Origin of the sequence: Bradyrhizobium sp. SZCCT0153 (assembly GCF_018129995.1) — a bacterium.
Taxonomy (GTDB): domain Bacteria; phylum Pseudomonadota; class Alphaproteobacteria; order Rhizobiales; family Xanthobacteraceae; genus Bradyrhizobium; species Bradyrhizobium japonicum_G.
Genome location: NZ_JAFCKS010000003.1, coordinates 211,821 through 232,247 on the forward strand (window position 1 = coordinate 211,821; position 20,427 = coordinate 232,247).

Here is a 20,427-nt window from a genome sequence, read left to right on the forward strand (position 1 = left end):
CATGCTGGACAAGGATCAGATCGCCGCCGCTTCGCATCTGCTGGTCAAACATTGGCGCGACGGCACCAAGTTCGACGCGCTGGAGCCGCGGTTGCGGCCGCATAGCCGCGCTGACGGTTATGCCATCCAGGCCGCGCTCGAAACGCAATCGCTCGGACAATTGTTCGGCTGGAAGATCGCGGCAACGAGCGAGTCTGGACAGAAGCACATCAACGTCGCCGGACCGCTGGCCGGCCGCATCATGAGCGACACCGTGATCGCCGATGGCGGCACGGCCTCGATGAAGGGCAACGCGATGCGCGTCGGCGAACCGGAATTCGCCTTCCGCATGGGCCGCGACCTGCCACCCCGGTCCGCGCCCTATGGCGTGGACGAGGTCCTCGCCGCCGTCGGCAGCTTCCATCCGGCGATCGAGATTCCCGATTCGCGCTTTGTCGATTTCGCCGGCGCCGGCGAGGCGCAGCTCATCGCCGACAATGCCTGCGCGCATCTGTTCGTGCTGGGCGCTGCGACGACCGCGAACTGGCGCGCCATGGACCTCGTCGAGGAGCGGCCGCAGATCACGCTGCGCGGCCAGCGCTATCTCGGTCACGGCAGGAACGTGCTCGGCGACCCCCGTGGTGCACTTGCCTGGCTTGCCAACGAGCTGCGTGGCCTCGGCATCACCTTGCGGGCAGGGGAGGTGGTGACAACGGGCACGTGCCATCCGCCGCTGCCGATCCAGGCCGGCGATCAATTCGCGGTGGATTTCGGCGTGCTGGGGAAGGTGTCGGTGGGGTTCGACTAATCACCGCCGTCGTTGCGAGCGCAGCGAAGCAATGACGAATTCGAGAGTCAGTATGGCTCTCTGCCGTCGATGACGGCTCTCACCTGTGCCCGAAGATCGCACTGCCCACGCGGACATGGGTGGCACCTAACATGATGGCAGTCGCGTAATCCGCGCTCATGCCCATCGAGAGCTTGTTCAACCCGTTTCGCGCGGCGATCTTGGCGGTGAGCGCAAAATGCGCCGCCGGCGGCTCGTCGACCGGCGGGATGCACATCAGGCCGGAGATCGTCAGCCCGTAGGTGTCGCGGCAGCTCGCGATGAAGGCATCGGCCTCGCCGGGAGCGATGCCGGCCTTCTGCGGCTCCTCGCCGGCGTTGATCTGGACGAACAGCTCCGGGTGCTTGTTCTGGGATTCGATTTCCTTGGCTAACGCCTGGCAAATGCTCGGGCGGTCGACCGAATGGATGGCATCGAACAGCGCGACCGCCTCTTTCGCCTTGTTGGATTGCAGCGGCCCGATCAGATGCAGCGCGATGTCCGGGTAAACAGACGTTAACGCGGGCCACTTGCCCTTGGCTTCCTGCACGCGATTCTCGCCGAATACGCGCTGCCCGGCGTCGATGACCGGTGTAATCGCATCCGCGGCGAATGTCTTCGACACCGCGATCAGCGTGACGGACGCACGTTCGCGCCGCGCGTCCCTGCAGGCGCGCGCGATTTCGGCTTCGACCGCGGCGAGCGCGTTTGGTGAATGGCCGGTTACCGGCGCCGCGTTGGGTTCAGTCATGATGTCGCATCGGCACTGATTGTTGCGGGCCTAGTTCCAATTTTACCGAGTTCAAGAAAGAGTTTTTGAACCCTTCGCTTTACCTTGGCCCATGGGGTGGGTCGCGAAGATGGCAAACGTCAGTTTCAACCGCAAACGAGCGAAACTCAAGCAAGTTCTCGGAATCCGGGCGCGGCTTGCGTTGCTCGCGGTGATTCTGGTGGCGCCCTTGATGTTCGAGCGCATCCGTTCGCTCGAAACCACGCGCACGCGGCAGATCGCGCAGGCCGCGGCTGAATTCACTACCGTCGCAAGACACAGCGCGGACGCGCAGCGCGAGGTGATCTCGTCGGTCGAGACCATCCTGAAATCGGAAGCCTTCATCCGGGCATCGGCCGGCGGCATCAGCAAGAGCTGTGACGTGCTGCGCGCCAGCCTGCCGTCGAATCTTCCCTGGATCCGCACGCTTCTGATCGCCGGCCAGGACGGACGCATCCAGTGCGCCACCAACAACATGTATGTCGGCCTCGACCTCAGTGACCGGCCTTACTTCCAGCAGGCGCAGGAAACCGGCCGTTTCGTGCTGAGCGACTTCATCCTGTCGCGGCCGGTGCCGTCACCGACCGTGATGGCGGTCTACCCGGTATCCGCGTTCAGCGGCGTGGCGGATGCCGTGGTCCTCGCCACCGTCAACCTCGACTGGATGTCGAAGGTCATGAGCAATCTCGGTGGCCGTCCCGGCATCACCGCCGTGCTCGTCGACAGCACCGGCACCGTGCTTGCGGCGCCCGCCGACCAGCACAGCGCGATCGGCCGTCCGCTCGACAACTTGCCGCTGATGTCCGCGATCGCCGACAAGGCGCTGCGGTCGGACCAGGACGAAGGCTCGCTCTCTTTCCTCGCCGCCGACGGCTCCCGCCGCGCGGTCAGCTATATCCGCATCGCCGGGACCAATGCGCGCCTGATCGCCAGCATCGACGAGGACAAGGTGTCCGCGGCCGTGAGCCGCGACATCCGCACGGCCTATCTCCAGCTCGCTTTCGTCGTCCTGTTCGTCCTGCTCGGCGCGCTGATCGCCGCCGAGAAACTGGTGATCAAGCCGATCCAGATGCTGGCCGACATGGCCAAGCGTCTCGGCGAGGGCAATCTGTCGGCGCGCGCGGCGCGCAACCGTCTGCCGGCCGAGTTCGTGCCGCTGGCCCGCGCCTTCAACGCGATGGCCGCGCAGCTCAGCCAGCGCGAGCGCGAGCTGATCGCGAGCAACGACCGGCTCACGGTGATGGCCTCGATCGACATGCTGTCCGGTCTTGCCAACCGCCGCGGCTTCCAGAGCCGGCTCGACTTCGAATGGATGCGCGCCCAGCAATACGGCAGCGAGCTCGCGCTCCTGATGATCGACGTCGACCACTTCAAGCTGTTCAACGACACCTATGGCCATCTCGAAGGCGATTCCTGCCTGACCAGGCTCGGCGAGTCGCTGTCCGGCATCGCCGCCGACACGATGGGCTTCGCGGCGCGCTATGGCGGCGAGGAATTCTGCCTGCTGCTGCCGAACACCGACGTGGCCCGCGCCGTCGAAATCGGCGAGCTGGCGCGCGCGGCCGTGCTGAAGCTGTGCCTGCCGCACATCACCTCCGCCCACATGATCGTCACCGTCTCGATCGGCGTCGCCGCGGCGAAGCCCAACGAGAGCTTGCGCCCCGGCGATCTGATCGAAGCCGCCGACGCCGCGCTCTACGCCGCAAAACACCGCGGCCGCAACAACGTCGTCGAGCACGGCGTGCAGGCGATCGAGAACGGTGCGGCAGACATGATGCTGGCGGGCTGATCGCCAGAGCCGATTGCGTTCAAATGACTTCGGAACGGGGCTCTCGACTCTTGCTTTGACGCGTTTTCTCTACGCGAACCGGTATCCACTTCGCTCGAAAACGCTTTAGCCCGCAGCCCCGGCACGATCGAGCTCGCGCTCCGTCACCACGCGATTGCGGCCGCCGCTCTTGGCAAGATAGAGCGCGCGGTCACAGCGCTCGATCAGATCCGTGATCGCTTCGCCCGTCCGGTACTGCGCCACGCCGATCGACACGCTGATGCCGGGCAGGACCTCGCCGGTCGAGCGGCGCGTGATCGTGCATTCGGCGATCGCATGCCGGATGCGCTCGGCGATCTCGGCACAGGCGGCCAGATCGGCAGCCGGCAGCACCGCGATCAGCTCCTCGCCGCCGTAGCGGGCCGACAGGTCCTGCTCGCGCACCTTTTCGCGCAACACCTTCGCCATCAGGCGCAGCACCTGGTCGCCGACGCCGTGGCCGAAACTGTCGTTGAAGGTCTTGAAGTGGTCGATGTCGAGCATCAGCACGCTAAGCGGCTCGCCCCAATCCGCCGTAGCCTGCGCCTTGCGCAGGAATTCATCGAGTGCCCGCCGGTTCGCGAGGCCGGTCAGCGTGTCGGTCCGGGCCCGCTCCTCGGACTTCGAGAGCGAGTCTCTGATGACGTCGAGCTCGCGGGTCTTCTCCGCAAAGCCTGCCTCGAGCCGCGTCGCGCGGGCGGCGGCGCGGGCGAGCTCGTTCATGAGCTGGGCGACCAGCGCCTTCGGATCGACGCCGGCCTTGCCCTGGTCGGCGACCTCGCTGATCGCCTCCATCTGGGAGTGGTTGTCGGCGATCGCGGTCGCCAGAAACTCCTTCGCCGCGCCCATGAGAGCGTGCAGCCGCTCGGAGGTGTCGAGGACGATGGCGCTGACCTGGGGCGCGACGTAGGTCTCGAACAGATCCTGATTGGTGCGGCTGTCGAAGGGACGATTGTGGTCGATCAGGAGATCGATCGCGTTGCGCAGATCGTCATGGCTGCCTGCGAAATACTGGAACCAGACCGCAAAATTGATCGGGGTCGGCGCAATCCGCTGTTCGGCCATGCTTCGCAGCGCCCGTCCGGCGATGGAGACGGCATAGTCGAGATCGAGATCGAAGCTGTCGTCCATCGCACGCATTTGGGTCCTGGCCAGCCGCAACCTCGCATCGACCCCTTAATCACACCCCAACGCGGCCTCAGTAGTTATGCGGGGCGGTGTCGAAGGTTCCCAAGTTGCGGCAACCCATTGACCCCTTGAGGACTTCTATGGCCTAGTCCGCCGTCTTTAGACGGCCGAACCCACGAAAACCCAACGATTCCATGACCTCCGAACGCTACAACGCCCGCGACGCCGAACCGCGCTGGCAGGCCGCCTGGGACCAGCAGGCGATCTTCGTCTCCAGGAACGACGATTCGCGGCCGAAATACTATGTGCTGGAGATGTTCCCCTACCCGTCCGGGCGCATCCATATCGGCCATGTCCGCAACTACACGCTCGGCGACGTGCTGGCCCGCTTCATGCGCGCCAAGGGCTTCAACGTGCTGCATCCGATGGGCTGGGACGCATTCGGCCTGCCGGCCGAGAACGCCGCCATCGAGCGCAAGGTCGCGCCGAAGGCCTGGACCTACGACAACATCGCCGCGATGAAGAAGCAGCTCCGCTCGATCGGGCTGTCGCTGGACTGGTCACGGGAATTCGCGACCTGCGACCCCAGCTACTACAAGCACCAGCAGAAGATGTTCCTGGACATGCTCGCCGCCGGCCTCGCCGAGCGCGAGAAGCGCAAGCTCAACTGGGATCCGGTCGACATGACCGTGCTGGCCAACGAGCAGGTGATCGACGGCCGCGGCTGGCGCTCCGGCGCCGTTGTCGAACAACGGGAAATGAGCCAGTGGGTCTTCAAGATCACGAAGTACTCGCAGGAGCTGCTGTCGGCGCTGGATGGACTGGATCGCTGGCCCGACAAGGTGCGGCTGATGCAGCGCAACTGGATCGGCCGCTCCGAAGGCCTGCTGGTCCGCTTCGCGCTCGATGCGGCGACCACGCCTGCCGGCGAGAGCGAGCTGAAGATTTTCACGACGCGTCCCGACACGCTGTTCGGCGCGAAATTCATGGCGATCTCGTCGGATCATCCGCTGGCGCAGGCAGCGGCCGCGAAGAACCCGAAGCTTGCGCAGTTCATCGCCGACATCAAGAAGATCGGCACGGCGCAGGAGATCATCGACACTGCCGAGAAGCAGGGTTTTGACACCGGCATCCGCGCGGTGCATCCGTTCGATCCGTCCTGGAAGCTGCCGGTCTATGTCGCCAACTTCGTGCTGATGGAATACGGCACCGGCGCGATCTTCGGCTGCCCCGCGCATGACCAGCGCGACCTCGACTTCGTCAACAAGTACAGCCTGGGTGTCACGCCGGTGGTGTGTCCCGAGGGCCAGGATCCCAAGACATTCGTCATCACCGACACCGCCTATGACGGTGACGGACGCATGATCAATTCGCGCTTCCTCGACGGCATGACCATCGATCAGGCCAAGGACGAGGTGGCGAAGCGCCTGGAGAGCGAACTGCGCGGCAACGCGCCGGTCGGCGAGCGTCAGGTCAACTTCCGTCTGCGCGACTGGGGCATTTCGCGCCAGCGTTACTGGGGCTGCCCGATTCCCGTCATCCACTGTCCGAAGTGCGATGTGGTGCCGGTGCCACACGCCGATTTGCCGGTGACGCTGCCTGACGATGCGACCTTCGACAAGCCGGGCAACGCGCTCGATCATCACCCGACCTGGAAGCACGTCACCTGCCCGCAATGCGGAGGGAAAGCGCAGCGCGAAACCGACACCATGGACACCTTCGTGGATTCGTCCTGGTACTTTGCGCGCTTCACCGATCCCTGGAATGAGAACGCGCCGACGACGCCCGCGGTTGCCAACAGGATGCTGCCGGTCGACCAGTATATCGGCGGCGTCGAGCACGCGATCCTGCATCTGCTCTATAGCCGCTTCTTCACCCGGGCCATGAAGGCGACCGGGCACATCGCACTAGACGAGCCGTTCGCCGGCATGTTCACCCAGGGCATGGTGGTGCACGAGACCTACCAGAAGGCCGACGGCACCTATGTGCAGCCGGTCGAGGTGACGGTCGAGACCGGCGCCAACGGCCGCCGCGCCACGCTTCTTGCGACCGGCGAGGACGTCCTGATCGGTGCGATCGAGAAGATGTCGAAGTCGAAAAAGAACACGGTCGACCCGGACGACATCATCGAGACCTACGGCGCCGACGTCGCCCGCTGGTTCATGCTGTCGGACTCCCCGCCCGACCGCGACGTGATCTGGAGCGACGAGCGCGTCCAGGGCGCCTCGCGGTTCGTGCAGCGGCTGTGGCGGCTGGTGAACGACTCCGTGGAACTCGGCAAGAGCGCGCCGGCAGCCCGGCCGGCCAGCTTCGGTCCGGACGCCACCGCCTTGCGCAAGGCCGCCCATGGCGCGCTGGACAAGGTCACCACCGGGATCGAGCGGCTGCACTTCAACGTCTGCCTCGCCCATATCCGCGAATTCGCCAATACGTTCTCGGAGGTGCTCCAGCAATCGGGCCAACCGGCCCCCGACCTCGCCCCAGATTTGGCTTGGGCGATCCGCGAGGCAAGCCAGATCCTGGTCCAGCTGTTCTCCCCGATGATGCCGCATCTGGCCGAGGAGTGCTGGCAGGTCCTGGGCCACAGCGGGCTGGTTTCGGAGGTCAATTGGCCGCAAATCGAACGCGATTTGCTGGTCGAAGACAGCGTGACCCTGGTGGTCCAGGTCAACGGCAAGAAGCGGGGTGAGGTCACAGTTGCAACAGCGGCCCAGAATCCGGAAATCGAGGCTGCCGTTTTGGCCCTCGATGCGGTAAAACTGGCCCTGGACGGCAAGCCCGTCCGCAAGGTGATCATCGTCCCCAAGAGGATCGTGAATGTTGTCGGCTAGGATCCGTATCGCAGCCCGCCTGCTGGCAGTCGCCGCACTGGCGGCGCTGACAGCCGGCTGCTTCCAGCCGATGTATGCCGAGCACGCCGACGGCACCCCCGGCCTGCGCGACAAGCTCATGGGGGTCGAGCTCCCGCCGATCAGCAAGCCCAACGCCTCCCGCGAGGCCCGCATCGGCGTGGAAGTCCGCAACGCCCTGGCTTTCAAGCTCTACGGCACCGCCACGGGCATGCCGCCGACCCACCGTCTGGAGATCCGCTTCACCTCCTCCCGCTCGTCCCTGATCGTCAGCCAGACGACGGGACTGCCGACCAGCGAGAATTTGGGAATCGACGCCCAGTACAACCTGATCGAGGTCGTGTCCGGCAAGTCGGTGATGAGCGGCACGACGTTCTCGCGGGTGTCCTATGACATGCCCGGCTCCTACCAGCGCTTCTCCCGCAACCGCGCGGTGCGCGATGCAGAGGATCGTGCCGCCAACGAGATCGCCGAGAACATCAACACCAGGCTTGCCGCGTTCTTCACCGCGGGCACGTAGATCGCTCCAGTCGTTCCAAACCGTCCGGAATGACGACCCCAAGCAACGACGAACCCCAAGCAACATGGTCGCGCTGCGCGGAAAAGAGATCGACGCCTTCCTCGCCCGCCCCGACGCGGGCCGACCGATCATCCTGCTTTACGGTCCTGACGCAGGCCTCGTCCGCGAGCGCGCGGATGCGCTGATCGCATCGGCCGTCGACGATCCCAACGATCCCTTCTCGCTGGTCAAGCTCGATGGCGACGAGCTCTCCGCCGAGCCGTCGCGCCTGGTCGACGAGGCCATGACGGTGCCGCTGTTCGGCGGCCGCCGCGCCATCCGGGTCCGCGCCGGCTCGCGCAGCTTCGCCAGCGGCGTCGACACGCTGGCGGAGATGGGCGTGAGGGATTGCCGCATCGTGATCGAGGCCGGCGAGCTGCGCCCGGAATCGCCGCTGCGCAAAGCCTGCGAGCGCGCCAAGGCGGCGGTGGCGATCGGCTGCTATCCCGACACCGAGCGCGACCTTGCCAAGCTGATGGAAGACGAGCTCCGCATCGCCAATCTGCGCATCGCGCAGGACGCGCGCGCCGCGCTGATGTCGTTCCTCGGCGGCGACCGCCAGGCCTCGCGCAACGAGCTGCGCAAGCTGACGCTCTATGCCCATGGCAAGGGCGAGATCACGCTCGAAGACGTGATGGCGGTGGTCGCCGATGCTTCCGAGCTGAAGCTCGATCCGATCGTCGACGGCGCCTTCGCCGGGCGGCCCGACATCGTCGAGACCGAGTTCGCCAAGGCCATGATCGCCGGCACCTATCCCGGCGTCATCATCTCCGCGGCGCAGCGCCAGGCAGCGTGGCTGCATAAATCGGCGCTCGCGATCTCCGACGGCACGCCCGCTTCCGCGGTGCTCGACGGCGGCTTTCCGCGCCTCCATTTTTCACGAAAGCCAATGGTCGAAACCGCGCTGCGTAATTTCAGCGTGGCGCGGCTCGCAGGCATCATCGAGCAGCTCGCAACCGCTGCACTCGACACCCGCAAGCAGTCCACCCTCGCCGCCGCCATCGCCCAGCGCACGCTGATGGCGATCGCAGCGAACGCGAAGCGGCGGAGTTAGCCCGCACGCTCTCCGCGACATTGCGGGCACATCTCTCTCCCCCAGTCATTGCGAGGAGCGCAAGCGACGAAGCAATCCAGAGTCTCTCCGCCGCAAGAGTCTGGATTGCTTCGCTTTGCTCGCAATGACGAGGAAAGTGCGGGGGCCTAAAGCGCGCCCTTCGCGAGCCGCTTCATCACCTCGTCGAGCTGATCGAGGTTGCGGTAGTTGATCTGCACCGAGCCGCCGGGATCGCGGTGACTGACGGTGACCTTGAGGCCGAGCGCGTCGCTGACGCGCTTTTCGAGATCGATCGTATCGGGATCCTTGTCCTTGCCGCCGGCGCGCGCCTTTTGCGGCTTGCGCTCCGGCACGCCCTCTTCATGCGCCAGCGCTTCGGTCTGGCGGACGTTGAGGCCCTCCTCGACGATGCGCTTGGCGGCTGCGAGCGGATCGGGCACGCCGATCAGCGCGCGGGCGTGACCGGCAGTCAGCTCGCCGCTCGTGATCAAGGCCTGCACCTCGGCCGGCAGCTTGGTCAGCCGCATCATGTTGGCGATGTGGCTGCGGCTCTTGCCGACGACCTTTGCGATGTCGTCCTGGCTGCGTTTGAACTCGTTGGCGAGCGCGTGATAGCCCAGCGCCTCTTCCATCGGGTTGAGGTCTTCGCGCTGCACGTTCTCGACGATCGCGAATTCCAGCGCATCGCTGTCGCTGATGTCGACCGGCACGATCGGCACTTCATGCAGACCGGCCATCTGCGAGGCGCGCCAGCGCCGCTCGCCGGCGATGATCTCGAAGCGGTCCTGCGCGCCCTTCACCGGACGCACCACGATCGGCTGGATCACGCCGTGCTGCTTGATGGAGTCGGAGAGCTCCCTGAGCTCGGCCTCCGAAAATGCGCGGCGCGGATTGCGCGGATTGGGCTTGATGAATTCGATCGGCACCTTGCGCTGCGCGCGCGGACGGTCGACATGCTGGGCTTCGCCGCCGACGTCACCGATCAGACTCGCAAGACCCCGGCCCAGTCGCGAACGCGCTTCATCGGCCATCGCCAGCTCCCTTGGATTCACGCTGCAGCACTCCAGAACTGAATTGTCGTAGGGTGGGCAAAGCGAAGCGTGCCCACCAGTTTTGTGCGGAGGATGGTGGGCACGGCAAATACACCTTTGCCCATCCTGCGGTATCGTCAATGCGTGACGCGCAGCTCGCGCTCGCGCTGGATCACTTCGGTGGCGAGTCGCAAATAGGCTTCGCTGCCGACGCATTTGAGATCGTAGACCAGGACCGGCTTGCCGTAGGACGGCGCTTCCGAGATGCGCACGTTGCGCGGGATCATGGTCTTGTAGACCTTCTCGCCCATGAACTGCCGGACGTCGGCAACGACCTGGTTCGAGAGGTTGTTGCGCGAGTCGAACATGGTCAGAACGATGCCGTGGATCGACAGGTTCGGATTGAGCGTCGAGCGCACCTGCTCCACCGTCTGCAGCAATTGCGACAGACCTTCGAGCGCGAAGAACTCGCACTGCAGCGGCACCAGGATCGCGTCGGAGGCCGCCATCGCATTCACCGTGAGCAGGTTGAGCGAGGGCGGGCAGTCGATCAGCACATAGGTGTAGTCGGCGTCCGGCGAGACGTTGTTGTTGAGCGCGCCGATGGCGTCGCGCAGCTTGAACGCACGGCCGGGCGTGGTGCCGAGCTCGAGCTCGAGGCCGGACAGATCCATGGTCGAGGGCGCGATGTGCAAGCGCGGCACCGCGGTCGACACCACCGCTTCACGCAAGGCGGCTTCGCCGATCAGCACGTCGTAGGTCGAGCAGGAGCGGTTGCGGCGATCGATGCCGAGGCCGGTCGAGGCGTTGCCCTGCGGATCGAGATCGACGATCAGGACGCGCTCGCCAATCGCCGCGAGCGCCGTGCCGAGGTTGATCGCTGTGGTTGTTTTTCCCACACCGCCCTTCTGATTCGCCAGCGCGAGGATGCGCGGATGGCCCTGCGGGACCACTGCAGTCTCTTGCGCGGCGTTTTGCTCCTGCGGTTCGTCAATCACGCTCATCGCCAATTCCCCACTCCACCCCTGAACGTCTCACCTGCGCCGTTCGACGGACGTCAGCTCCACGATCCAGCCGTCACCGGTGCGGCTTTGGTGGAGCTCAGGCTGAATATTCCAATATTTAGCGGCTTCGGTCAATTCAGCCTCTACATCTTGACCCTTGAGAAACAACGCTTTTGCGCCATGGCGCATCAGCGGCTCCGCAAAGCCGATGAGTTGATGTAGCGGAGCCAGCGCACGCGCGGTGACGCAATCGACCGGGCCGGTGATTCTATCCACATTATCCCCGATCTCAGCGAGATGTACGACTCCCGGAGATGTGGTGACGCGGATGGCTTCGCGCAAAAAGGCGGCCTTCTTGGTGATTCGCTCGACGAGGTGGACGCTGGCGCCCGGCGTCCCGGCCATGGCGCAGGCGAGCACGACGCCGGGAAAGCCACCCCCGCTGCCGAGGTCGGCCCAGCGTTTGGCCGACGGTGCGAGAGCCACAAGCTGAAGCGAGTCGGCGATGTGCCGGGTCCAGAGATGCGGCAGGGTCGAAGGCGCAACCAGATTGGTCTTGGCCTGCCACTCCCGGAGCAGCGCGATGTAGCGATCGAGCCGGGCTTCCGTTTCATGTGAAACGGGCGCGAGCTTCAAGGCCTCGCGCTTGTCCGCGGCGATGACGGCGTCGAGTGCCCGATCGTTGGCGCTGGCCTTGTCGATGATCTTCGGCTTGGCCGGCGCTGGGTCCGGCCGACGACCGGCGCCCTCGCCCGCCCCGGGTCGTCGCGATAGCGGTTTATCCCCGCCAGGTCCGCGCTGTTTCACGTGAAACGCCTATGCGATTGCCTTGGAAGTCTTCCGTGCCTCACGCCGGAGATAAGCCGCGAGGATGCCGAGTGCCGCCGGCGTCATGCCGTCGATCCGGCCGGCCTGGCCCACCGTGAACGGCCGGGCCTTTTCCAGCTTGGCCCGGACCTCATTGGAAAGACCGGGGACCTGCTGGAAGTCGACCTCCGACAGCACCATCCCTTCGTCGCGCCGGAAGGCTTCGACGTCGGCGCTTTGGCGCTCCAGATAGACGTCGTACTTGGCATCGATCTCGAGATGGGTGGCGATGACGGGATCGATGGGAGAGAGCTCCGGCCAGATCGTCCGGACCTGGGTCCAGCCGATGTCCGGATAGGCCATCAGCTCGAACGCCGATCGGCGCTGGCCATCCCGGTTCAGGGACAATCCGTGCTTGATCGCCTCGTTCGGGGTGATAGTCAGCGACTTCGACAGTGCCCTGGCCGCGTTCAAGGCATCCATCTTGGCCCGATGATGCTGCGTTCGCGCACCTCCGACGCACCCCAAGGCAATGCCCTTCTCGGTCAGGCGCTGATCGGCATTGTCGGCCCGCAGCGTCAGCCGATACTCGGCGCGCGAGGTGAACATCCGATAGGGCTCGCTGATGCCGCGGGTGACGAGGTCGTCGATCATCACCCCGAGATAGCCATCGGCACGATCGAACACCGTCAGCGCGGCGCCGCTCGCGGCCAGTGCCGCGTTCAGTCCGGCCACGATGCCCTGGCCGGCGGCCTCCTCGTATCCCGTGGTGCCGTTGATCTGCCCGGCCAGGAACAGGCCACGCAGACGCCTGGTCTGGAGGGTCGGATCGAGCTCCCGGGGATCGATGTGGTCGTATTCGATGGCATAGCCCGGCCGGACCATCTTGACCCGCTCAAGGCCGGGAATGCTGGCGAGGATTGCGAGCTGAACCTCCTCCGGTAGCGAGGTCGAGATGCCGTTGGGATAGACCGTGCTGTCGTCGAGCCCTTCCGGCTCCAGGAAGATCTGATGGCCGTCGCGGTCGCCAAATCGGACGATCTTGTCCTCGATCGACGGGCAATAGCGCGGTCCGGAGCTCTTGATCTGGCCGGAGTACATCGGCGAGCGATGGACATTGGCCCGGATCACCTCATGGGTCGCGGCCGTGGTCCGGGTGATCCCGCACTGGATCTGCGGGGTCGTGATCCGCTCGGTCATCACCGAGAACGGCTCCGGCGGTTCGTCGCCGGGCTGCATCTCGACCGCCGACCAGTCGATCGTGGTGCCGTCCAACCGCGGCGGCGTGCCGGTCTTAAGCCGTCCAAGGGTGAACCCTGCGCGTTCGAAGGAAGCGGAAAGGCCCATCGCCGGCGCTTCGCCGACCCGGCCGGCCGGCCAGTTCTTCTCACCGAGATGGATCAGACCGCGCAGGAAAGTGCCGGTGGTGACGACAACTGCCCCGGCCCGAAGCGCTCGGCCATCGGCCAGGCGGAGGCCGGTCACCCGACCCTCGACCACGATCAGCTCGTCAGCCTCGCCCTCGATAACAGATAGACCCTCGCACTCCTGGATCGCGGCCTGCATCGCCGCAGCATAGAGCTTGCGATCGGCCTGAGCCCGCGGACCACGGACAGCGGGACCCTTGCGGCGATTGAGGACGCGGAACTGGATGCCGCCGGCATCGCCCACGCGGCCCATCAGGCCATCGAGCGCATCGACCTCGCGGACCAGATGACCCTTTCCGAGACCGCCAATGGCGGGATTGCAGGACATTGCGCCGACCGTCGAGAAACGGTGCGTTACAAGAGCGGTCGCCGCGCCTATCCGGGCAGCCGCAGCCGCAGCCTCACAGCCGGCGTGGCCGCCGCCAATCACGATGACGTCGAAGCTCTCTCGCTCTGTTCGCATGGGCGGACTTCTATCCCAGTGGGGGAAAAGCCGGAAGTCAAAACTGGGGTGAGGCGGGTGTTTCACGTGAAACGGGCTCCCATTGGCTGGCCGAGGGACCTTCGTGAAAACAACCCCATGCACAGTAGAAGGCCCCCTGGAATGTCTATTGTTTCACGTGAAACGAAACCAGGTTCGTGCGGCCTAAGGAATAGGTGGTTGAAAGTTTGTTGCCTCGGCAAAATGGGACTGCCCGTAGGGCTAGCGGACGGCGCGTTCCGCCATTGCGAGCGCCGCGAAGAAATCCAGAATCCCTCGACGGCGGCGGCCTGGATTGCTTGGTCGCAGGATTCCTCGCAACGACGGGTTGCGGCAGTATCTACGCTCATCACCATCAACGCGGCGTCGCAAAGTCGATCTTTCGTACGATCGTTCAGTTCCAGCGCGGTGATCGGGCGACCGGTGTTTCACGTGAAACAGCACGGAACCCGCTCTGTTTCACGTAAAACACAAACAATGGAACAAGCGCTAGTTCTACATTGAAGAACTAGCGCTACTTTCCGATGCAGAATTTCTGGAAAATCGCCCCGAGAACGTCCTCGACGTCCACCCGGCCCAGCAGCCGGCCCAGGGCGTAGGCCGCAGCGCGCAGCTCTTCGGCGGCGAGCTCTTCGCCCTCTTCAACAAGCTCCAGACTCCGGCGCAAGCTGTCCGATGCCCGGCGCAGCAGATCGCGTTGGCGGACCCGGGTCACCAATGCGCCCTCGGTCATTCCGAAGAAGTCGGACGCGAACTTGACCAGCGCCTCAACCAGCTCGGGGATGCCGTCCCCCCGGCACGCCGAGATCCCGAACTCGCCGTGCGGCCCGGCGTCACTTGCTCCGCCAAGATCGATCTTGTTGCGGACGATCCAGACCGGACCACCCGCGGGATTGCCGTCGCCGGATTTTCTCAGCGACCGCATCGCGTCCGGGGCGACGGGCTGCTCGCCCTCCACCAGCCACAGCACGAGGTCGGCGTCTTCGGCGCGCGCTCGCGCCCGGCGCACGCCCTCCTGCTCGACGGGATCGTCGGTCTCGCGGATGCCGGCGGTGTCGATCACCGTGACGGGGTAGCCGTCGAGATCGAGCTGCACTTCGATCACGTCGCGCGTCGTGCCGGCATGGGGCGAGACGATCGCGACCTCGCGGCGCGCGAGCTGGTTGATCAGCGTCGACTTGCCGACGTTCGGCTCGCCCGCGATCGCAACCACCAGTCCGTCGCGCAGGCGTTCAGCTTGTCCCTGTGCCGCAAGGACTTCTGCGATTTCCGCCTGCAGCGCTCCGATCGCTTTCACGGCCGGTGCCATCAACTCGGCGGGGACGTCGCCCTCGTCGGAAAAATCGATGCCAGCCTCGATCAGCGCCGAGGCCTCGATGATGCGCTCGCGCCAGTCGCGCGCGCGATTGCCAAGCAGGCCCTGCAACTGACGCAGCGCCTGGCGGCGCTGGCGGTCGGTGTCGGCATGAATGAGATCGTCGAGGCCCTCGGCCTCGGTCAGATCGAGCTTGCCGTTCTCGAAGGCACGCCGCGTGAACTCGCCGGGCTCGGCCGCCCGCGTATTCGGAATAGAAGAAATTGCGGCGAGGAGTGCGGCCAGCACCGCGCGGCCGCCATGGACGTGGAATTCGGCGACGTCCTCGCCGGTCGCGCTCCCCGGCCCTGGAAACCAGAGCACGACCGCGTCGTCGATCGGCGGGCCTGCGCCGTCACGAAGCAGCCGGCGGCTGGCCTGCCGTGGCGCTGCCGGCTTGCCCGCCAGCGTCGTCAGCACCAGACTGGCCTGCGGCCCGGAGACGCGCACCACGGCGATCGCGCTCGGGGCCCGGCCCGACGACAGCGCAAAAATGGTCTGGTCTCGCGGATGCATGGCCTATTTGTCCGGCTGCCGAGGAAAAGGCAAACATCCGTTTCAGCGATCGGATCGCAGAGTTTTGCTGCATCATCCGCCGCAGCAAAATCGCATATTGCGATGCAGCATCAAGGAGCAATTTGCTGCAAAAAGTGCTTCCGCTCCGATCAAAATGACCCCGCATAAGTCAAGTATTTATAAATTATATCAATAACTTAATAGATCTTAAGGGCGAGAAGGAAAAGCGTCTTCCCTTGCTGCGCCTCAGCCGCAACAGGGCCGCACAAACAAAAAGGGCGCCCGAAGGCGCCCCAATCTCATGTTGCACTGCAATCAGGTATTCATGGAGTCGAAGAACTCCGAATTGCTCTTGGTCGAGCGCAGCTTGTCGAGCAGGAAGTCGATCGCGTCCATCGTGCCCATCGGGTTGAGGATACGGCGGAGCACGTACATCTTCTTGAGCACCTGCGGATCCGTGATGAGCTCTTCCTTGCGGGTGCCGGAGCGCGAGATATCGATCGCCGGGAAGGTGCGCTTGTCCGAGACCTTGCGGTCCAGGATCAGTTCCGAGTTACCAGTGCCCTTGAATTCTTCGAAGATGACTTCGTCCATGCGGCTACCGGTATCGACCAGCGCGGTCGCGATGATCGTCAGCGAGCCGCCCTCCTCGATGTTGCGGGCGGCACCGAAGAAGCGCTTCGGGCGCTGCAGCGCGTTGGCGTCGACACCGCCGGTCAGCACCTTGCCGGATGACGGCACCACGGTGTTGTAGGCACGGCCGAGGCGCGTGATCGAATCCAGCAGGATCACGACGTCGCGGCCATGCTCGACCAGGCGCTTGGCCTTCTCGATCACCATCTCGGCGACCTGGACGTGGCGCACCGCCGGCTCGTCGAAGGTCGATGACACTACCTCGCCCTTCACCGAACGCTGCATGTCCGTGACTTCTTCCGGACGCTCGTCGATCAGAAGCACAATCAGATAGCACTCGGGATGATTGTGCGTGATCGAATGCGCGATGTTCTGCATCAGCACGGTCTTACCCGTGCGCGGCGGCGCAACGATCAACGCGCGCTGGCCCTTGCCGATCGGCGCGACGATGTCGATCACCCTTGCAGAAAGGTCTTTTCGCGTCGGATCGTCGATCTCCATGCGGAAACGCTGATTTGGAAACAGCGGCGTGAGGTTGTCGAAATTGACCTTGTGCTTGGCCTTTTCCGGGTCCTCGAAATTGAGCGTGTTGACCTTCAGCAGCGCGAAATAGCGCTCGCCTTCCTTCGGGCTGCGGATGTGGCCCTCGATGGTGTCGCCGGTGCGCAGGCCGAAACGGCGGATCTGCGAGGGCGAGACGTAGATGTCGTCCGGGCCCGGCAGATAATTCGCATCGGGCGAGCGGAGGAAGCCGAAGCCGTCGGAGAGAACCTCGACAACGCCCTCGCCGACGATGTCGGTCTCGGCGAGCGCAAGCTGCTTGAGAATGGCAAACAGCAGCTCCTGCTTGCGCATGGTGCTGGCATTCTCGACCCCGTTCTCTTCCGCGAACGAGACGAGCTCGGCCGGCGTCTTCGACTTGAGGTCCTGAAGTTTGATTTCCCGCATTGGGGTGGTCCTGTGGGGTAACCTGGGGAGGAGGGGGTGCGAGGAGGCTCTGAAATGCGGACGTGAGAAGATAAGGTCCGCAGGTCTGGCAAGGAGAGTGCCGGAGAGGCTTCAAACCTGATGCGGTGTCCGGCCTCTGAAAAGCTCAGACACAACCACATCCGCCTGCGTTGGGTGGGATATCACCAATATAGAAAATCGCGTCTCACAGCGCAAGCCGAAGCGCTGAGCGATCGTTCACGATCCTTGCCTAGAACGGCTTCACGATCACCATGACGACGATGAGAATCATCAGGACGGTCGGCACCTCATTGATAATCCGATAGAATTTCTGGCTGCGCGGACGCCGGTCGGCCGCGAAATCCTTGCACCATCGCGAAAAAAAGCCGTGGACCGCGGACATCGCCAGGACCAATGCCAGTTTTACGTGCAGCCAGCCGAACGAGAACCAGTGCCCAAACCAGGCAAGATACAGCCCGGCGAGCCAGGTGACGATCATGGCGGGGTTGATGATCGCCTTGAGCAGCCGGCGTTCCATGACCTTGAACGTTTCCGACTGCTTCGAGCCGATCTCGGCTTCGCAATGATAAACGAACAGCCGCGGCAAATAGAGCATGCCCGCCATCCAGGCGATGACGGCGATCACATGCAGCGCCTTGATCCAGAGATAGACGTCTTCAAACATTTTGCGCGTCCCGGTGCCCAGCTCAGAGAACGCTGGGGATAGTAAGACCTCGTTAAGGTCTTACCTGCACACATGTCCATCCGTAGCGCCCCTCTTACTTCTAAGAATCTTAGATTCTTAAGGTTTGAGTCTTAGTGACGGTGGATTGGACTCATGCAATTCCGTCCGCACGCTCACGCGCGCTTGTTCACATCCATCAACATATCCCGGACAGTTGCGGCGACTTGCGATAAGTCGGCCAGCTTCAATGACTTGCGCCTTTCCATCGGCAGCTTATCAAAGGGGTTGTCCGCGCAATCCCGCTTCCGTCTCGGCAGGGCGCCAGACTTGTTCCGGCGGGCAGCGGTGTGAACAAAATTGGCAGTTGTCCCGCCCCTGGTGTCGCGCAACCCTTTCCGAGCGGTTAAGGTCCACAGAAATCCACAGACCACACCGACTCCATACAAAGGGATTTTGTGCCGACCTCGAACAATTATTTCCACCTGCACCTCGTCTCCGACTCCACCGGCGAGACGCTGATCACGGTCGCACGCGCCGTCGCCGCGCAGTACGCGAATGTGACTCCGGTCGAGCACGTCTACCCGCTGGTGCGCAGCCAGAAGCAGCTCGATCGCGTGCTCGACGAGATCGAGGAAGCGCCGGGCATCGTGCTGTTCACCCTGCTCGAGAAGGATCTGGTTTCCAGGCTCGAGGACAAGTGCAAGGGAATCAACGTTCCGAGCCTGTCGATCATCGGGCCGGTGATGCAGCTGTTCGAGGCCTATCTCGGCGCCGCCACCACGGGCCGGGTCGGCGCCCAGCACGTGCTCAACGCGGAATATTTCAAGCGCATCGATGCGCTGAACTACACGATGATTCACGACGACGGCCAGCATGTCGAAGGCCTCGACGATGCCGATGTGGTGCTGGTCGGCGTCTCCCGTACCTCGAAGACGCCGACATCGATCTATCTCGCCAATCGCGGCATACGCACGGCCAATGTGCCGCTGGTTCCGGGCATTCCGGTGCCCTCGCAATTGGAAACGCTGACGCGGCCGCTGGTGGTGAGCCTGCATGCGACGCCGGAACGCCTGATCCAGGTGCGCCAGAACCGTCTCCTCTCCATGGGCGCCGATTCCAGCAGCGACACCTACACCGACAAGCAGTCCGTCGCCGAGGAAGTCGCCTTTGCACGCAAGCTGAGTGCCAAGCACGATTGGCCGCTGCTGGACGTTACGCGGCGCTCGATCGAGGAAACCGCGGCGGCGATCATGAAGCTCTACAGTGATCGCCAGCGCAACCGTCCCACTGAATAGTCTTTGGAATAATTTTCGCGATGAGTCTGTGGCTCGGCAAAGCTCCGTTGATCCTGGCCTCGCAGAGCAGCGCGCGAAAGATGCTGCTGGCCAATGCCGGTCTAGAGTTCAAGACTGTTACGGCCGATATCGACGAGCGCGGCATCCAGGCCGCCTCCGGGCTTTCGAATCCGCGCGAGATAGGCCTGCTGCTGGCGCGCGAAAAGGCCAAAGCCGTTTCGGCGCATTTTCCCGGCAGCCATGTGATCGGCGCCGATCAGACACTGGCGCTCGGCGATCGTCTCTTCAACAAGCCCGCCGGCCGTCCCCAGGCGCTGGCCCAACTGCGTGAGCTGGCCGGGAAAAGCCATGAGCTGAATTCCGCCGTGGCGATCGCACGCGATGGCGAGATCATCTTCGAGGACGTCTCGGTCGCCCGCCTGTCGATGCGGCAGATGAGCGAGGCTGAGCTTTCGGCCTATCTCGACGCGGCTGGCGATGCCGTGACCACCAGCGTCGGCGCCTATCAGCTCGAAAGCCTCGGCATCCACCTGTTCGAGCGCATCGACGGCGACCATTTCACCATTCTCGGCCTGCCGCTGCTGCCGCTGCTTGCGTTCCTGCGAGGCGAGCGGCTAGTTGCGGTGTAAATGACAGAGATGGCTGGACGCTGATGCGGATCCTCGGACTGACCGGCTCGATCGGGATGGGCAAATCGACCACCGCGAAACTGTTCGCGGAGGCCGGCGTTCCCGTCTACGACGCCGATGCCGCCGTCCATCAGCTCTATGAGGGCGAAGCGGCCCCCGCGATCGAAGCCGCCTTTCCAGGCACGACCGTGAACGGCAAGGTTGACCGGCCAAAGCTGTCGGCGCGCGTGGTGCACGATCCCGCCGCCATCAAGCAGCTCGAGCAGATCGTCCATCCGATGCTCGGCGCGTCCCGGACAAAATTCTTCGCCGACGCCGAAGCTGCCAACGCGCCGGTCGTGGTGCTGGACATACCGCTGCTGTTCGAAACCGGCGGCGAGAAACGGGTTGACGCGGTGGTCGTGGTGTCGACCTCGCCGGAACTGCAGCGGGAGCGGGTGCTGGCGCGCGGCACGATGGACGAGGCGAAGCTCGACGCGATCATTGCCAAGCAGACTCCCGACGCCGAAAAGCGCAAGCGCGCCGATTTCGTAGTGGATACGTCACACGGACTTGAACCGGTGCGGGCGCAAATCACGCACATCCTGGCCGAGGTCGTTAAGATGCCGCAGCGGCGAGCCTGATTCGCTGCCCTCAACACGGCCTC

General features: G+C 64.3%; 17 protein-coding genes. 8 read left to right on the forward strand and 9 right to left on the reverse strand.

The features are described 5' to 3' along the window. Nucleotide 1: 1 nt before the first annotated feature. Nucleotides 2–787, forward strand: a complete 786-nt coding sequence (locus JQ572_RS14710) for a 2-keto-4-pentenoate hydratase (protein WP_211383754.1) — start codon at nucleotides 2–4, stop codon at nucleotides 785–787. A 79-nt stretch (nucleotides 788–866) separates the two neighbouring features. Here the strand turns inward: JQ572_RS14710 and JQ572_RS14715 are convergent, their stop codons facing one another. Then, on the reverse strand, nucleotides 867–1,556 hold the full coding sequence (locus tag JQ572_RS14715; protein WP_211383755.1) for a YggS family pyridoxal phosphate-dependent enzyme: 690 nt from the start codon (nucleotides 1,554–1,556) through the stop codon (nucleotides 867–869). Nucleotides 1,557–1,665: 109 nt separating this feature from the next. Between JQ572_RS14715 and JQ572_RS14720 the strand changes: the two genes are divergently transcribed. After that, the gene (locus tag JQ572_RS14720) at nucleotides 1,666–3,363 is read left to right on the forward strand and encodes a diguanylate cyclase domain-containing protein (protein WP_211383756.1); all 1,698 of its coding nucleotides are present in this window, start codon (nucleotides 1,666–1,668) and stop codon (nucleotides 3,361–3,363) included. 105 nt (nucleotides 3,364–3,468) lie between these two features. On the opposite strand, the gene JQ572_RS14725 is transcribed toward JQ572_RS14720, so the two are convergent. Then, nucleotides 3,469–4,512: a GGDEF domain-containing protein gene (locus tag JQ572_RS14725; protein WP_211383757.1), complete on the reverse strand. Its 1,044-nt coding sequence runs from the start codon at nucleotides 4,510–4,512 to the stop codon at nucleotides 3,469–3,471. Nucleotides 4,513–4,703: 191 nt separating this feature from the next. Between JQ572_RS14725 and leuS the strand changes: the two genes are divergently transcribed. The 3 genes from leuS to holA all read left to right on the forward strand — a co-directional run bounded on the left by leuS (nucleotide 4,704) and on the right by holA (nucleotide 8,971). Further along, on the forward strand, nucleotides 4,704–7,340 hold the full coding sequence (gene leuS, locus JQ572_RS14730; RefSeq protein ID WP_211383758.1) for a leucine--tRNA ligase: 2,637 nt from the start codon (nucleotides 4,704–4,706) through the stop codon (nucleotides 7,338–7,340). Beyond that, nucleotides 7,327–7,878, forward strand: coding sequence for an LPS assembly lipoprotein LptE (lptE, locus tag JQ572_RS14735; protein ID WP_211383759.1), 552 nt, complete (start codon nucleotides 7,327–7,329; stop codon nucleotides 7,876–7,878). Before leuS ends, lptE begins: the two co-directional genes overlap by 14 nt. A 64-nt stretch (nucleotides 7,879–7,942) precedes the next feature. Beyond that, a complete protein-coding gene (gene holA, locus JQ572_RS14740) occupies nucleotides 7,943–8,971 on the forward strand; it encodes a DNA polymerase III subunit delta (RefSeq protein ID WP_211383760.1) in 1,029 nt (342 codons plus the stop codon). A 146-nt stretch (nucleotides 8,972–9,117) separates the two neighbouring features. Here holA and JQ572_RS14745 read toward each other — a convergent pair whose 3' ends face one another. From JQ572_RS14745 to hemJ, 7 genes are all read right to left on the reverse strand, one after another. Then, nucleotides 9,118–10,002: a ParB/RepB/Spo0J family partition protein gene (locus tag JQ572_RS14745; protein ID WP_211383761.1), complete on the reverse strand. Its 885-nt coding sequence runs from the start codon at nucleotides 10,000–10,002 to the stop codon at nucleotides 9,118–9,120. A 137-nt stretch (nucleotides 10,003–10,139) separates the two neighbouring features. Next, nucleotides 10,140–11,006 (reverse strand): ParA family protein, encoded by an 867-nt coding sequence (locus JQ572_RS14750; protein WP_211383762.1) that lies wholly within the window; start codon nucleotides 11,004–11,006, stop codon nucleotides 10,140–10,142. Between the two features lie 30 nt (nucleotides 11,007–11,036). Next, nucleotides 11,037–11,813, reverse strand: a complete 777-nt coding sequence (rsmG, locus tag JQ572_RS14755; protein WP_211383763.1) for a 16S rRNA (guanine(527)-N(7))-methyltransferase RsmG — start codon at nucleotides 11,811–11,813, stop codon at nucleotides 11,037–11,039. Between the two features lie 9 nt (nucleotides 11,814–11,822). Further along, nucleotides 11,823–13,703: a tRNA uridine-5-carboxymethylaminomethyl(34) synthesis enzyme MnmG gene (gene mnmG, locus JQ572_RS14760; RefSeq protein ID WP_211383764.1), complete on the reverse strand. Its 1,881-nt coding sequence runs from the start codon at nucleotides 13,701–13,703 to the stop codon at nucleotides 11,823–11,825. A 532-nt stretch (nucleotides 13,704–14,235) separates the two neighbouring features. Next, nucleotides 14,236–15,591: a tRNA uridine-5-carboxymethylaminomethyl(34) synthesis GTPase MnmE gene (mnmE, locus tag JQ572_RS14765; protein WP_211383765.1), complete on the reverse strand. Its 1,356-nt coding sequence runs from the start codon at nucleotides 15,589–15,591 to the stop codon at nucleotides 14,236–14,238. Nucleotides 15,592–15,906: 315 nt separating this feature from the next. Continuing rightward, nucleotides 15,907–17,172 carry a transcription termination factor Rho gene (gene rho, locus JQ572_RS14770; RefSeq protein ID WP_166811593.1) on the reverse strand — a complete coding sequence of 422 codons (1,266 nt, stop codon included), beginning with the start codon at nucleotides 17,170–17,172 and terminating at the stop codon, nucleotides 15,907–15,909. Between the two features lie 250 nt (nucleotides 17,173–17,422). Further along, on the reverse strand, nucleotides 17,423–17,857 hold the full coding sequence (gene hemJ / locus JQ572_RS14775; RefSeq protein WP_211383766.1) for a protoporphyrinogen oxidase HemJ: 435 nt from the start codon (nucleotides 17,855–17,857) through the stop codon (nucleotides 17,423–17,425). Between the two features lie 455 nt (nucleotides 17,858–18,312). Between hemJ and JQ572_RS14780 the strand changes: the two genes are divergently transcribed. The 3 genes from JQ572_RS14780 to coaE are packed head-to-tail and all read left to right on the forward strand — an operon-like array spanning nucleotide 18,313 to nucleotide 20,404. Beyond that, complete coding sequence (locus tag JQ572_RS14780) at nucleotides 18,313–19,152, forward strand: pyruvate, water dikinase regulatory protein (protein WP_211383767.1); 840 nt, start codon at nucleotides 18,313–18,315, stop codon at nucleotides 19,150–19,152. A 20-nt stretch (nucleotides 19,153–19,172) separates the two neighbouring features. Continuing rightward, the gene (locus JQ572_RS14785) at nucleotides 19,173–19,781 is read left to right on the forward strand and encodes a Maf family nucleotide pyrophosphatase (protein WP_211383768.1); all 609 of its coding nucleotides are present in this window, start codon (nucleotides 19,173–19,175) and stop codon (nucleotides 19,779–19,781) included. A 23-nt stretch (nucleotides 19,782–19,804) separates the two neighbouring features. Further along, the gene (gene coaE / locus JQ572_RS14790) at nucleotides 19,805–20,404 is read left to right on the forward strand and encodes a dephospho-CoA kinase (protein WP_211383769.1); all 600 of its coding nucleotides are present in this window, start codon (nucleotides 19,805–19,807) and stop codon (nucleotides 20,402–20,404) included. The last annotated feature ends 23 nt before the right edge of the window (nucleotides 20,405–20,427 follow it).

Excerpts from the sequence above, each read along its gene's own strand:
- coaE (WP_211383769.1), top strand. The coding sequence starts at position 19,805 with ATGCGGATCCTCGGACTGACCGGCTCGATCGGGATGGGCAAATCGACC.
- hemJ (WP_211383766.1), bottom strand. The coding sequence starts at position 17,857 with ATGTTTGAAGACGTCTATCTCTGGATCAAGGCGCTGCATGTGATCGCC.
- JQ572_RS14710 (WP_211383754.1), top strand. The coding sequence starts at position 2 with ATGCTGGACAAGGATCAGATCGCCGCCGCTTCGCATCTGCTGGTCAAA.
- mnmE (WP_211383765.1), bottom strand. The coding sequence starts at position 15,591 with ATGCATCCGCGAGACCAGACCATTTTTGCGCTGTCGTCGGGCCGGGCC.
- lptE (WP_211383759.1), top strand. The coding sequence starts at position 7,327 with ATGTTGTCGGCTAGGATCCGTATCGCAGCCCGCCTGCTGGCAGTCGCC.
- JQ572_RS14725 (WP_211383757.1), bottom strand. The coding sequence starts at position 4,512 with ATGGACGACAGCTTCGATCTCGATCTCGACTATGCCGTCTCCATCGCC.
- JQ572_RS14745 (WP_211383761.1), bottom strand. The coding sequence starts at position 10,002 with ATGGCCGATGAAGCGCGTTCGCGACTGGGCCGGGGTCTTGCGAGTCTG.
- JQ572_RS14785 (WP_211383768.1), top strand. The coding sequence starts at position 19,173 with ATGAGTCTGTGGCTCGGCAAAGCTCCGTTGATCCTGGCCTCGCAGAGC.
- leuS (WP_211383758.1), top strand. The coding sequence starts at position 4,704 with ATGACCTCCGAACGCTACAACGCCCGCGACGCCGAACCGCGCTGGCAG.
- rho (WP_166811593.1), bottom strand. The coding sequence starts at position 17,172 with ATGCGGGAAATCAAACTTCAGGACCTCAAGTCGAAGACGCCGGCCGAG.
- JQ572_RS14715 (WP_211383755.1), bottom strand. The coding sequence starts at position 1,556 with ATGACTGAACCCAACGCGGCGCCGGTAACCGGCCATTCACCAAACGCG.
- mnmG (WP_211383764.1), bottom strand. The coding sequence starts at position 13,703 with ATGCGAACAGAGCGAGAGAGCTTCGACGTCATCGTGATTGGCGGCGGC.
- holA (WP_211383760.1), top strand. The coding sequence starts at position 7,943 with ATGGTCGCGCTGCGCGGAAAAGAGATCGACGCCTTCCTCGCCCGCCCC.
- JQ572_RS14720 (WP_211383756.1), top strand. The coding sequence starts at position 1,666 with ATGGCAAACGTCAGTTTCAACCGCAAACGAGCGAAACTCAAGCAAGTT.
- JQ572_RS14750 (WP_211383762.1), bottom strand. The coding sequence starts at position 11,006 with ATGAGCGTGATTGACGAACCGCAGGAGCAAAACGCCGCGCAAGAGACT.